The organism is Micromonospora sp. NPDC005298 (genome assembly GCF_040607375.1).
GTDB lineage: Bacteria > Actinomycetota > Actinomycetes > Mycobacteriales > Micromonosporaceae > Micromonospora.
In genome coordinates this window covers 117,276-129,543 of the sequence record NZ_JBEXGP010000014.1, presented here as the reverse complement: position 1 = coordinate 129,543, position 12,268 = coordinate 117,276, and the positions used below count along the sequence as shown (strand labels likewise).

Sequence of the window (12,268 nt, the reverse complement as noted above, 5' to 3'; positions counted from 1 at the left end):
TTGAAGGTGACCGGGGAGTAACCTCCCGCCATGTTAAGGATCGGGAGCCCCGGACAACAGGTCGTAGGGCGGCAGGTTACAGGAGGATGAGTGAAGCTACGCGTGGGCGCCGCGCTCTTTGGGCTTGGCGTCTTGTTGCTGGTCTTCGCGGCTGGGCTGCCGTTCTACGTGGCGCCCGCCGTGTCCAAGCTCCCCTATGACCTCGAACCGACGACGTCCATCGCCGAGGCGAAGGACGCGAAGTTCTTGAAGATCACCGCAAGCGGCAGCTCGGTGAGCATCGAGGTCCCGCAGGGCAACCTGCGGTCCAGTGTCGAGGTCATTCCGCAACCCGACGACACGAAGAACCGGCTCCCGAAGGAGCTCAAGGGCGACGCGGTGATCTGGGACGTCTTCCAGACCGTCAAGCGTGTCGACACCGAGGAGGTGGTCAGCCAGTACAGCACCGAGTTCGCTCTCTACCGGATCTCCGGCGCGGCTGCCCCGTGGAAGGACCAGTGGCTCAACGAGAGCGGGGCGAACGAGACCCCGGTCGGCAACGTGAGCTACTCCGGTCAGCTCTACAAGTTCCCGTTCGGCACCGGCAAGCGGGACTACCAGGTCTTCGACCGTGACCTGAAGCGGGCGCTGCCGGCGAAGTTCACCGGCACCGAGAAGATCAAGGGCATCGAGACGTACCGCTTCGAGCAGCGGATCGAGAACGAGGTGCTGGCCACTCCGGAGGCGAGCATCCAGACGCTGGTCGGCAAGTTCGCCCCCGGCGCGACCAGCGGTCAGATCGTCTACAGCAACACCCGGACGGTCTGGGTCGACCCGGTGACCGGCTCCTACATCAACGTCCGGGAGCAGCAGCACAAGGAGCTGCGCCCGAACACCGGCACTCCGACCGTGCTGCTGGACGCGGACTTCAACTACACCGACGAGACGGTGACCCGCAGCGCCGACACGGCCAAGGACAACCGTTTCAAGATCGGCCTGATCAGTCTCTGGGGTCCGATCGCCGCAGGTGTCCTCGGCCTGCTCGCCCTCATCGCCGGCGTGTGGTTGGTCACGCGGCGGAACGATGGTGGTGCCGCCCGGCACCGCGCCGAGCCGGCTCCTGTCGCGCCGGCCGCCGCCGACTCCACCGCGACCCGGGTGGACCAGGAGCCGGTACGCGACACGGACACCGTGGAGCAGCCCCGGCCCCAGCCCGTGGGTGGTCCGCTGACCGACGAGATCCCGCCGGCGTCGACGAACTGGAAGTCCGACGACCCGACGGTGCCGACCCAGCGCCCTGCCCCCGGCGAGGTGGAGCAGCGCTGACGCGCGTACGACCGGCTGTACGACTGAGGGGTGGACCGCGCTGCGGTCCACCCCTCAGTCGTCCCGAGACGTGCGCACTTTACATTTGTTACCCGATTGTAATTGGTCGATGGTTTGTGACTCTGCGTGGCGCATGGCGGAAGTTGTGCCGGTTTTGGCATCTCTTCTTGTGCTTTCTGCTGCCGGTGAATCAACGCTTCGTGACGCTCGGGCATCGAACGGGGGTGCGAGTGTTACCGCTCGGTAATTGGGGGGTTGTGACCTGCGCCGCAACGGGTGCACCATCAAGCTCGATCGTTACCCGCCGGTAACAGATGACGGGCCGAGTGCGGGGCCGCCAGTTCGGAACCGCCACCCGCCCGCATCCACTGAGGAGGAATCCGTGCAGAAGCGGTTGGACAATCAGGGCCGTACCCGCTGGCGGCGTTTCGCCGCCATGCTGGTGCCCGCCACGGCGGCCGCCGGCGCCATCCTGTTCGGCATGTCGACCGGCGCGATCGCGTCCGACATCACGGTCTCCGGGCAGACCTTCAAGATCGGCGCCGAGCGGTTGGAGGGCGACGGCTTCAAGCAGTACGGCGGCATCGTCCGGGAGAAGGGCAAGGACGGAAAGGCCGGTGAGGTCCACCCGGTCGCCCTCTCCGAGATCAGCAGCGCCGAGCTGTACAAGCTCTGCCAGTCGGTCCGCGCGGACCTGCCCGGCCTGCCGGTGGTGCTCACCATCAACGCCGGCGACGGCAAGGAACCCGCCCGGGCCAAGGACCTGCTGATCGCGATGGACTCGCTGGGCGGCGACGCGACCTTCACCAACATCAAGATCGGCCGGGACGCGACCGACCTGAACCCGACGGCGCAGGCCGGATCGTTCGGCCAGAACTCCGAGCACGTCACCATCACCAACCTCCAGCAGGTGTCCCGCTACACCACGGCGGCCACCTTCAACCTGGTCGGGCTGCGGCTGAAGGTCAACGTGGGGGACGACGCCAAGGGCAAGGAGTGCTTCTGAGGTGAGGCCCGCGGTGGTCGACCACCGCGGGCCAGCCCGTGTCCCCGTCCCCGCTCCGCCAGGAGGAGTACGTGACAACCACGAACCCGTCCCACGCCCGACTCGACGGTCTGGCCCAGGCGTGGCGGAACTTCCGCATCTGGCAGCGGAGTCGTCCGTTCTGGGGCGGCCTTCTCACCGCCCTGGCCGGAGTGGAGATGTTCGCGTCCACCCGGATGACGCTCAACGGCCTGAGCTTCCACAGCGGCGCCACCGGTCTGCTCTCCCTGCTGATCCCGGTCATCCTGGTGGCCTGCGGCCTGCTGCTGTGGTTCAGCCCGGCGCAGCGGCTGTTCTACTCGATCGTCGCGGCGGTCACCACCGTCTACTCGCTGATCGGTCTCAACCTCGGCGGCTTCTTCGTCGGTCTGCTGCTCGGCATCGTCGGCAGCGCGCTCGCCTTCGCCTGGACGCCGACCGGCCCGGCCGCACCCGCGCCGGTCCAGGACGACGAGCCGACCGCGGAGCAGCCGGTCGTCGAGGACGGCTCTGCCGAGCCGCCCGTCGCCGAGCAGTCCGACCCCGAGCAGGTCGTTCCTGAGCAGGTCGGCCCTGAGCGGCCCGTTCCGGAGAGGGCGTTCGCCGACGTGGGTCCGCCCCCCGAGTGGCCGGGGCGGGCGGCTGATCCGCGGGTGTTCGGCATCATCCTGGTGGTGCTCGGCCTCGCCGCCGTCGGCCTCGCCGCCCAGCCCGGAGCGGTGCAGGCCGCGCCGAACCGCCCCACCACCGCCTGCCCCACCCCGTCCCGGACCGCCACCCCCTCGCCGAGCCGCAGCGCGACGACCCCGACTCCGACCCCGAGTCCGAGTCCGGAGCGGCGTGGCAACCTGATCGGCGACATCCTGGACGGGATCGGTGACCTGTTCACCGGCGGAGACCGTCGGGAGAGCCCGTCGCCGTCGCCGAGCCCGACGGCCCAGCCGAGCGGGACACCGACGGCGCGTCCCGACCCCGGCACCTGCACACCGGCACCGCCCACCAAGCCGGGTAAGCCGGGAACGCCGGGCACAGTGGAACCGGGCAAGATGCTCCCGCGCATCGCCGCCGACCCGAACCTGCCGAAGGTGGCGCAGACGCCGTCCAAGCTCACCGGGTCCTCGGTCAAGATGACCGGCCTGCGGTTCGACGGAATCACCGACCTGCGCACCGAGAAGGGCACCCTCAAGGTGCTGAAGTTCAGCATGCGGGAGGCGGTGACCGAGGACTTCCTCCTGCGCGCCGACGGTCCCGCGGGGCGCACCCAGGAGTACGCGACCGACCGGCTGACCGTCAGCGGTGACGTGGCGTTCTACTCCACCCGGTTCGTCGGCAAGCTGCTCGGCATCAAGATCACACTGACTCCGGACCTGCCGTTGCCGGACGGCATCCCGGTCACGGTGCCCCTCGCGGTCACGTTCACCGACCCGGTCATCGACCTGGCGTACGTCACCAGCAACACGCTGACCGCCCGGCCGGCGCTGGCGCTGCGCCTCGGCTGAGCGGCGCGGCGCGGCGAACGAGAAGGCCCCGGGTCGACGGTTGGTCGTACCGCCGACCTCGGGCCTCACGTCACCTCAGATCCGGGCCAGCGCCCGCCGCAGCGGGTCGAGACCCAGGGCACCCAGGTCCAACGCCTGCCGGTGGAACTCCCGCAGGTCGAAGTCCGCGCCCTTGCGGGCCTTGGCGTCCTCGCGGGCCTGCAACCAGATCCGCTCACCGACCTTGTAGGACGGCGCCTGGCCCGGCCAGCCCAGATAGCGGTTCAGCTCGAAGCGCAGGTTCTCGTCCGGCACGCGGCAGTGCGCCCGCATGAACTCCCAGCCCAGTTCGGGCGTCCACCGCTCGCCGGGGTGGAAGCCGAACGGGTTGTCCTTCGGGATCTCCAACTCCAGGTGCATGCCGATGTCGACGATGACGCGGGCGGCGCGCATCGCCTGGCCGTCCAGCATGCCCAGCTTGTCACCCGGGTCCTGTAGGTAGCCCAACTCGTCCATCAACCGCTCCGAGTAGAGCGCCCAGCCCTCACCGTGGCCGGACACCCAGCACAGCAGCCGCTGCCAGCGGTTGAGCACGTCAGCCCGGACGGCGGTCTGCGCCACCTGGAGGTGGTGACCCGGAACGCCCTCGTGGTAGACGGTGGTCACCTCCCGCCAGGTGGAGAACTCGGTGATGCCCTGCGGCACCGCCCACCACATCCGACCTGGGCGGGAGAAGTCCTCGCTCGGCCCCGTGTAGTAGATGGCGCCGTCACTGGTCGGGGCGAGGCAGCACTCGATGCGGCGGACCACCTCGGGAATGTCGAAGTGGGTGCCGTTCAGCTCGTCGATCGCCTTGTCGGCCAGGGCCTGCATCCAGTCGCGGAACGCCTCCTTGCCCTGGATGGTCCGTGCCGGGTCGGCGTCCAACGCGGCGACCGCCTCGTCGACGCTGGCCCCCGGGCCGGCGATCTGCCCGGCGACGACCCGCATCTCCGCCTCGAGGCGGGCCAGCTCCGCGAAACCCCAGGCGTACGTCTCGTCCAGGTCGACCTTCGCGCCGAGGAAGTACTGCGAGGCGAGCTCGTACCGCTCCCGGCCGGCGGCCTGCTTGTCCCGGCCGTACGGGGCGAGTTCGTTACGCAGGAACTGACCGAACTCGGCGGTCGCCGCGGTCGCCGCCGCCGCGCCCCGACGCAGCTCGGAGCCGAGCGTGCCGTCCGCGCCCAGTCGCTCGACCAGACCGTGGAAGAAGTTGTCCCGGTTCGGGTCGGTCCAGATGTCGCACTGCTTGGCGACCTCGACCAGTTGCACCTTCGAGCTGACCTGACCGGTGGCGAGCGCCTCGCGCAGCGTGGTCTTGTAGCCCTCAAGCGCGCCGGCGAGGCCGTTGAGCCGGGCGGCGATGTTGGCCTGCGCGTCCGACGTCGCGGTCGGCATCAGGTCGAACACCATGCGGATCTCGTGCAGCCCGCTGGTGATGACGCTGATCTCGCTCGTGGTTTCGCCGGCGTCGTACCGGGCCAGTTCCAGCCCGAGCCGCTCCTGCATCGCCTCCTTGGCGGTCCGCTCGGCCTCGGTGTCCGGCTCGGTCACCTCAAGCTCGGCGAGCGTTCGTCGGGTCAGCTCGGCGCGCGCCCGGTAGCCCTCGGGCGAGAGGTCGTCGAGCTTGTCGTCATGGCCGGCGATGCCGACGTAGGTCGCGCCGGTGGGGCTCAACGGCGCCCACTCGGCCACATAGCGGTTAGCGAGTTTATCGATTTGTCCCACACTTCGACCCTACGTGAACAGTGCCCTCTGAGGGGTCACCCACCCTGACCGGGTGTGACGGCCGAAACGCGCGCGACTCTGTCGTACGGGTGCGGCAGAGTGTCAGGGGTGACCACCGATACCACTCCTGACAGAGCGCCGGTCCGCGCCTGGCTGCCGGGCTTCCTCGCCCTCGCCGCGATCTGGGGTTCCAGCTTCCTCTTCATCAAGATCGGCGTGGCCGAGCTGCACCCGGTCCAGCTCACCCTCTACCGGGTCGGCACCGGCGCCCTGACCCTGCTCGTCGTTCTCGCACTGCTGCGCGACCGGCTGCCCCGCGAGCCCCGGGTGTGGGCGCACCTGACGGTCGTGGCCGCGTTCGGCGTGGCAGTGCCGTTCACCCTCTTCGGGTACGGCGAGCAGCGGGTCGAGTCGATGCTCGCGGGCATCTGGAACGCGACCACCCCGCTGATCGTGCTGCCACTCGCGGTGCTGGTCTTCCGCACCGAGCGGCTGACCGCCCGCCGCGCGATCGGTCTCGGACTGGGCTTCCTCGGCGTGCTCGTGGTGCTCGGGATCTGGGAGGGCGTCGGCGGAGCGCACTTCGTCGGGCAGTTGATGTGCTTCGGCGCGGCGGCCTGCTACGGCCTCGCCATCCCGTACCAGAAGCGGTTCGTCGCCGGCAGCGCACACTCGGGCCTGTCGCTCTCGGCCGCGCAACTGTTGCTCGCCACCGTTCAACTGGCAATCGTCACGCCGTTCGTCGCAGGCGTGCCGCCGCTGCCCACCGAACTGTCGGCGAAGGTGGTGGCCAGCGTCCTGACCCTCGGGGCGCTCGGCACCGGGCTCGCCTTCGTCATCAACATGCGCAACATCCGGATGGCCGGTGCGAGCACCGCCTCCACCGTCACGTACCTGATTCCGATCTTCGCGGTGTTGGTCGGGGCCGTGGTGCTCGACGAGCGGCTCAACTGGCACCAGCCGGTCGGCGCGCTCATCGTGCTGCTGGGTGTCGCGGTCGCGCAGGGTCTGGTCGGCCGTCGCAGGCCCCGCCCGGTGGTCGGCGTCGGCGTGCTCGCCACGCCCGCCGCCGAGCCGGCCCCGCGCTGAGCCTCTCAGCCCTTTGCGCGCGTCCAGTCGACCAGTTGCTCCGCCGACCAGGTGTTGACCACCCGGTCGGCGGGGACGCCGCAGAGGGCGGCCCGTTCGCAGCCGAACCGCTGCCAGTCGAGTTGGCCGGGGGCGTGCGCGTCCGTGTTGATCGCGAACCGGCAGCCGGCCTCCAGGGCGCGGCGGATCAGCCGTTTCGGCGGGTCCTGCCGCTCCGGCCGAGAGTTGATCTCGACGGCGGTGTCGTGCTCGGCGCAGGCGGCGAAGACCGCGTCCGCGTCGAAGTCGCTCTCCGCCCGGGTCCGGGGACGGTGCGCCCGGTCGCCGGGGCCCTTCACCCCGGCGGGACGGGACGACACCATCCGGCCGGTGCAGTGTCCGAGGATGTCCAGGTGCGGGTTGGCGACAGCGGTCAGCATCCGCCGGGTCATCTTCGCCCGCTCGTCCTTCAGGCCGCTGTGCACCGAGCCGACCACCACGTCCAGCCGGGCCAGCAACTCCTCGTCCTGGTCGAGTGAACCGTCGGCGAGGATGTCCACCTCGATCCCGGTGAGGATCCGGAAACCCTCCGGCAGTGCCGCGTTGACCTTCTCCACGTGGTCGAGTTGTCGGCGCAGCCGGTCGGCGGTCAACCCCCGCGCCACAGTGAGGCGGGGCGAGTGGTCGGTCAACACCACGTATTCGTGGCCCAACTCCACGGCGGCCAACGCCATCTCCTCGATCGGCGATCCGCCGTCGGACCAGTCCGAGTGGGTGTGACAGTCGCCGCGCAGGGCGGCGCGCAGCGCCGTGGCCTCCGCGTCCAGGTCGCTGCCCTCGGTCGCCACCAGCCGGCGCAGGTAGACCGGCTCCTCACCGGCCAGCGACTCCGCCACACACCGGGCGGTCACGTCGCCGACACCGGTCAGCTCGGTGAGCGTGCCGTTGCCGGCCCGCTCGGCCACCTCGGCCGCCGGCAGACCCGCCAACGCGGCCGCCGCCGAGCGGAACGCCCGGACCCGGTACGTGGCCTCGTTGGCCCGCTCCAGCAGGAACGCGATCCGGCGCAGGTCGGCGATGGGGTCCCGGGCCTTCATCCCACCGAACCTAGTCGGTGCGGCGCCGGTCAGGGAGCCTTGGGGCAGCCGTTTCTGCGCTGCCACGCGGTTACCTCGGCGGCCGGTTCCCGATTGCCGCCGCGCCGCCACGAATCCAGGTAGCGCGCCGGCCAGAGCACGCCGCGCCGGATCCACCAGCCGTCCTTGCCGGCACACGGCGGCGAGATGCCGAAGTGCACATGGCAGACGTTGTTCGCGTTGCCGGTGCGGCCCACCTTGCCGAGCTGCTGCCCGGCGCGGACCCGCACCCCGGCGTCGACACCGGTGGACACCGCACTCAGGTGTGAACCGTAGTAGCGCACCCCGTCGTCGCCGAGCAGGGAGACGGACAGGCCGCCGTTCTGCGGCCCCTGCGGCCCCCGCTTGGAGTACCTGTCGACGCGACTCACCTCAAGCACCGTCCCGTTGGTCACCGCCACGAACGGCTCACCGCAGTCGGCGAAGAGGTCGGTCGCCGGGTACGCGCCGTGCGTCGGGTGGTAGTCCACGTTGTCGGCGCGTACCGGGAAGACATGCCGCAGCCCGGCGCGCGGTGCGCCCGCGGACGGCGCGACCGACGACGGTGCCGGGGTCGCCGGGCCGCTGGCCGCCGGCGCCGCCGGCTGCTCGGCCGTCGACCAGATCGCCGGCGGCGTCGGCGCGGCGCCCTCCGGTGGCACACCCGGCCGGGTGGTGGCGCAGCCGGCGGCGAGCACCGGCGCGAGCAACAGCAGGATGGGGTACGCCGGCCGCGCGCGGCGACCGATCGTCGGCGAGGGCATCCGGTCATCCTGGCAGAGCCGGTACCGTGGGCACGAATGGCGCGCGTAACGGAGGGCAGCGACGGTGACCATCGCCCGACCCGACCCCGTCCCGGATCCCGGTGTCGCCCGCCCGGTGCCGCGCGCCCCCTCGGGGCTCTTCCCGTCGGGGCCGCCGACCCGACCCACCTACCGCGAGCCGCACCCGGTCACCGGTGGGGGTGTCGCCGCCGGCGGTGGTGCGGCGGCCGGCTGGCTGCTCCTGTTCGGTCTGCTCGGCACCGACGTGGCCAGCTACGCGTGGTGGACGGTGTTCGCCGGCCTGCTGGCCTGGATCACCGCCCTGGTGCTGGTCCGGCACGGCGACCGTGGGGTGGCCACCGGCGTGGCCATCGTGACCGCCGGTGGTTGGAGCATCGCCGCCGCTGTGGTGGCCGTCAGGTGGGCCACCAGCGGTGATTGGCCGTTGTGGTGACCGTGTCCGGACGGCCGGTGACGACTGCGCGGTGTGCCCGGTTGGCTGCGTAGCGAACGCCGTCTTGACGTGGGCGTCGAGACTCGGCACGCTCGGCACCATGGCCTGGACCACCCCGCGGCAGGACCCGGATCGCAGCCGCCGCCGCCTGCAGTTGCTCGCCGAGTTGGCGGGTGCCCGGGCGGTACGCCAGCGCAGCCGGCCGCAGCGACAGCGCACCGAGCGTCTGCGCGAGCTCATCGCCACACGCCGTCGGGTAGCCGGCTGATCCGACTTTGTCAGGAATGACCGGCTCGTCGGGGCGTTGACCGGTCGTCCGCCGACCCGACCGGCTAACGTGCACGCGTAACGAGTCGGCGCTGTGCCGAGGGGCTATTGGGGGGACCGTGTCGTACTTCGCTGCGGCCGTGGTGCGCGACGACAGTGGCTGGACCGCCGCCGAGGTCAGCCTGCGCGGCGCCACCGACATCGACGAGGTCGCCGACCGGCTGCGAGACGTCGACCAGGAGGCCGACGTCTCGCTGCTCTTCGTCGAGGCCGACGACGCGTACCTGGTGATCCTGCGCCTCGACGAGGGCGAGGACCTGCGGGTGTTCGGGTCCGACTCGGCCTTCGCCGAGGAGTCCCGCCTGGGTTCGCTGCTCGTCGGCGACCTGAAGACCTCGGTCACCGGCCTCGACGGCGACGAGGAACCCCGCCCGGCGGCCGGCGGTGACGACGAGACCGAACAACCGGTCGTCGACCCGGAGGCCGACCCGGTGGGCGAGGCCGACCTGCTGGCCAACCTGGGCATCTCCGCGCAGAAGCTGCTGACCCTGTGCACGCACGAGGGGATGCTCCCGGCGGACGTCACCGCCGAGATCTGCGAGGTCCTCGGCTGCGTCGACGAGGTCGAGGAGCTGCGTGAGGTCTGAGCCGGCCGACGCCACCGACCCGTCGCTGGAGATGATCCGGCCGGGTCAGCCCACCCCCGGCGCGGCGGGTCGCGCCGGTCCGGGCGCCCACGAAGGGCTGGCCGACCCGGGTGAGGTCGGGCGACGGCAACGGCACGAGCTGTGGATGCGCCGGGCGCTGGAGGTCGCCGTCACCGGACCGGCCGCGTCCGCACCCACCACGGCGGTCGACGACATCCCGGTGGGCGCGGTGCTGTACGGGCCGGACGGCACCGAACTGGCCGTCGGGCGCAACGAACGGGAACTGACAGGCGACCCGACCGCCCACGCCGAGGTGCTGGCCCTGCGCCGGGGCGCCGAGCGGGCCGGCGAGTGGCGGCTGGACGGCTGCACCCTCGTGGTCACCCTCGAACCGTGCACGATGTGCGCGGGAGCGCTGGTGCTGGCCCGGGTCTCCACTGTCGTCTTCGGTGCCTGGGAGCCCAAGACCGGCGCGGCCGGATCACTCTGGGACGTCCTGCGGGACCGCCGGCTCAACCACCGACCCGAGGTCTACGGCGGGGTGCTCGAAGCCGAGACGGCCGCCGTCCTGCGCGCGTTCTTCCGCTGAGGCCGGCGCGGGCCGGAGGTCAGAGAGCGTGATGCCCGCGCGGCATAGCGATGCCACACAGGCATCACGCTCGTTGTCGTGCCGCCGCCCCGACGGTCAGGCGATGATCGTGTCCAGGGCGATCTCGACCATCTGGCTGAAGGTCTGCTCCCGCTCCTCGGACGTGGTCTTCTCGCCGGTCTTGATGTGGTCGCTGACGGTCAGCACGGTCAACGCCCGAGCCTTGAAACGGGCCGCGATCGTGTAGAGCGCCGCCGACTCCATCTCCACCGCCAGCACGCCGTAGTCGGCGAGCGTGTCGTACAGGTCCGGTCGGTCCGTGTAGAAGGCGTCCGCAGCCAGGATCGGCCCGACGTGCATGGTGATGCCGCGCCGCTCGGCCACCTCGACCGACGTACGCAGCAGCCCGAAGTCGGCCACCGGTGCGTAGTCGATCAGCCCGTCGAAGCGCATCCGGTTCATGTTCGAATCGGTCGACGACCCGATCGCGGCCACCACGTCCCGCAGTTGCAGGTCGGTGCTCAGCGCACCGCAGGAGCCGACGCGGATCAGCGTCTTCACGCCGTACTCGTTGATCAGCTCGTGGGCGTAGATGGAGGCGGACGGCATGCCCATGCCGGAGCCCTGGACGGAAACCTCGACGCCGTTCCAGCGGCCGGTGAAACCCAGCATGCCCCGAACCGTCGAGTAGCAGGTGGCGCCCTCGAGGTAGGTCTCCGCGATCCACTTGGCCCGCAGGGGGTCACCCGGCATCAGGACCCGCTCGGCGATCTCGCCCGGCTTCGCGCCGATGTGCGTACTCATGGCAAAGATCCTGCCAGGCCGGCACCGGCGATACCGGTTCGGCGTCCGAACCGGCGGTCCTGTACCCTCGTCGGCGGTGGCGTGTCCGAGTGGCCTAAGGAGCACGCCTCGAAAGCGTGTGAGGGTTAACGCCCTCCGAGGGTTCAAATCCCTCCGCCACCGCCAGTGAACAGCGAAAAGCCCGGTCGATCCGCGAGGATCGCACCGGGCTTTTCGCTCAGAGCTGCTGTTCGCCGCCGTCGACGACCAGCTCCCCGCCGGTCATGAAGCTGCTCTGGTCCGAGGCGAGGAAGAGCGCCGCGTTGGCGACCTCGTCGGGGTGGGCCATGCGGCGCATGGGTACGGTCGAGGCGATGTTCTCGAGCAACCCGGGCGCCTCCTGCGGGCTGGGCGCCAGGCCGGCGAGTCCGGGGGTCTCGGTCGAGCCGGGAATCAGGGTGTTCACCCGGATCTTGCGGTCCAGCAGCTCGGCGGCCCAGCTGCGGCGGAACGAGCGGATGGCGGCCTTGGAGGCGGCGTAGACGCTGAACGCAGGGATGCCGCCGAGCGCCGAGGTCGAGCCGGTCAGTACGACCGAGGCGCCCTCGTTGAGCAGGGGCAGGGCCTTCTGCACGGTGAACAGGGTGCCGCGCACGTTTGTGTCGAAGGTGTTCGCGAGGTGTTCGACGGTGATCGAGCCGAGCGCGAGGAATTCTCCGCCCCCGGCGTTTGCGAACACCACGTCGAGCCCGGCGCCCCGGTCCTGGATGGCCCGCATCACGCGGTCCAGGTCGTCGAGGTTGCCGACGTCGCCGGCGATGCCTGTGGCGTTCGCGCCGATGCTCGCGACCGCCTCGTCCAGTGGCCCCTTGCGGCGGCCGGTGACGAAGACGTACGCGCCTTCGGCGGCGAAGCGGCGGGCGGTGGCCAGGCCGACGCCCGTGGTGCCCCCGGTGACGAGGGCGGTCTTGCCGTCGAGCTGTCCCACGTTCGATTCCCTCCAAATA

12 protein-coding genes, 1 tRNA gene and 1 pseudogene are annotated in these 12,268 nt (G+C 70.8%); 9 read left to right on the top strand and 5 right to left on the bottom strand.

Translation table 11 applies throughout. The features are described 5' to 3' along the window. Positions 1-90 precede the first annotated feature (90 nt). The 3 genes from ABZS77_RS20025 to ABZS77_RS20015 all read left to right on the top strand — a co-directional run bounded on the left by ABZS77_RS20025 (position 91) and on the right by ABZS77_RS20015 (position 3,828). The gene (locus ABZS77_RS20025; RefSeq protein ID WP_354824659.1) at positions 91-1,305 is read left to right on the top strand and encodes a DUF3068 domain-containing protein; all 1,215 of its coding nucleotides are present in this window, start codon (positions 91-93) and stop codon (positions 1,303-1,305) included. Between the two features lie 382 nt (positions 1,306-1,687). After that, on the top strand, positions 1,688-2,311 hold the full coding sequence (locus tag ABZS77_RS20020) for a DUF6230 family protein (protein ID WP_354824656.1): 624 nt from the start codon (positions 1,688-1,690) through the stop codon (positions 2,309-2,311). A 71-nt stretch (positions 2,312-2,382) separates the two neighbouring features. Further along, positions 2,383-3,828 (top strand): DUF6114 domain-containing protein, encoded by a 1,446-nt coding sequence (locus ABZS77_RS20015; protein WP_354824653.1) that lies wholly within the window; start codon positions 2,383-2,385, stop codon positions 3,826-3,828. 75 nt (positions 3,829-3,903) lie between these two features. Here the strand turns inward: ABZS77_RS20015 and ABZS77_RS20010 are convergent, their stop codons facing one another. Further along, a complete protein-coding gene (locus ABZS77_RS20010) occupies positions 3,904-5,574 on the bottom strand; it encodes a DUF885 domain-containing protein (protein WP_354824650.1) in 1,671 nt (556 codons plus the stop codon). 108 nt (positions 5,575-5,682) lie between these two features. Here ABZS77_RS20010 and ABZS77_RS20005 point away from each other — a divergent pair. Further along, a pseudogene (locus ABZS77_RS20005) lies at positions 5,683-6,786 on the top strand (DMT family transporter); the annotation flags it as partial. Here ABZS77_RS20005 and ABZS77_RS20000 read toward each other — a convergent pair. Further along, positions 6,669-7,739 carry a PHP domain-containing protein gene (locus tag ABZS77_RS20000; protein WP_354824648.1) on the bottom strand — a complete coding sequence of 357 codons (1,071 nt, stop codon included), beginning with the start codon at positions 7,737-7,739 and terminating at the stop codon, positions 6,669-6,671. The pseudogene ABZS77_RS20005 and the gene ABZS77_RS20000 sit on opposite strands and share 118 nt — an antisense overlap. A gap of 29 nt (positions 7,740-7,768) precedes the next feature. After that, positions 7,769-8,521 carry a M23 family metallopeptidase gene (locus tag ABZS77_RS19995; protein ID WP_354824645.1) on the bottom strand — a complete coding sequence of 251 codons (753 nt, stop codon included), beginning with the start codon at positions 8,519-8,521 and terminating at the stop codon, positions 7,769-7,771. A gap of 70 nt (positions 8,522-8,591) precedes the next feature. Between ABZS77_RS19995 and ABZS77_RS19990 the strand changes: the two genes are divergently transcribed. From ABZS77_RS19990 to ABZS77_RS19975, 4 genes are all read left to right on the top strand, one after another. Next, positions 8,592-8,975, top strand: a complete 384-nt coding sequence (locus ABZS77_RS19990) for a hypothetical protein (protein WP_354824697.1) — start codon at positions 8,592-8,594, stop codon at positions 8,973-8,975. A 100-nt stretch (positions 8,976-9,075) separates the two neighbouring features. After that, positions 9,076-9,243 (top strand): hypothetical protein, encoded by a 168-nt coding sequence (locus ABZS77_RS19985; RefSeq protein WP_354824642.1) that lies wholly within the window; start codon positions 9,076-9,078, stop codon positions 9,241-9,243. 118 nt (positions 9,244-9,361) lie between these two features. After that, on the top strand, positions 9,362-9,889 hold the full coding sequence (locus tag ABZS77_RS19980) for a tRNA adenosine deaminase-associated protein (RefSeq protein ID WP_354824640.1): 528 nt from the start codon (positions 9,362-9,364) through the stop codon (positions 9,887-9,889). 31 nt (positions 9,890-9,920) lie between these two features. Then, the gene (locus ABZS77_RS19975; protein WP_354824694.1) at positions 9,921-10,478 is read left to right on the top strand and encodes a nucleoside deaminase; all 558 of its coding nucleotides are present in this window, start codon (positions 9,921-9,923) and stop codon (positions 10,476-10,478) included. Positions 10,479-10,574: 96 nt separating this feature from the next. Here the strand turns inward: ABZS77_RS19975 and deoD are convergent, their stop codons facing one another. Continuing rightward, positions 10,575-11,282, bottom strand: coding sequence for a purine-nucleoside phosphorylase (deoD, locus tag ABZS77_RS19970; RefSeq protein ID WP_074315244.1), 708 nt, complete (start codon positions 11,280-11,282; stop codon positions 10,575-10,577). A gap of 75 nt (positions 11,283-11,357) precedes the next feature. Here deoD and ABZS77_RS19965 point away from each other — a divergent pair. Next, positions 11,358-11,447, top strand: a tRNA-Ser gene (locus ABZS77_RS19965). A 52-nt stretch (positions 11,448-11,499) separates the two neighbouring features. On the opposite strand, the gene ABZS77_RS19960 is transcribed toward ABZS77_RS19965, so the two are convergent. Then, the gene (locus ABZS77_RS19960) at positions 11,500-12,249 is read right to left on the bottom strand and encodes an SDR family oxidoreductase (RefSeq protein WP_354824638.1); all 750 of its coding nucleotides are present in this window, start codon (positions 12,247-12,249) and stop codon (positions 11,500-11,502) included. Positions 12,250-12,268 lie beyond the last annotated feature (19 nt).

Coding starts and splice junctions, on each gene's coding strand:
- ABZS77_RS20000 (WP_354824648.1), bottom strand. CDS start 7,739: ATGAAGGCCCGGGACCCCATCGCCGACCTGCGCCGGATCGCGTTCCTG.
- ABZS77_RS19995 (WP_354824645.1), bottom strand. CDS start 8,521: ATGCCCTCGCCGACGATCGGTCGCCGCGCGCGGCCGGCGTACCCCATC.
- ABZS77_RS19985 (WP_354824642.1), top strand. CDS start 9,076: ATGGCCTGGACCACCCCGCGGCAGGACCCGGATCGCAGCCGCCGCCGC.
- ABZS77_RS19975 (WP_354824694.1), top strand. CDS start 9,921: ATGATCCGGCCGGGTCAGCCCACCCCCGGCGCGGCGGGTCGCGCCGGT.
- deoD (WP_074315244.1), bottom strand. CDS start 11,282: ATGAGTACGCACATCGGCGCGAAGCCGGGCGAGATCGCCGAGCGGGTC.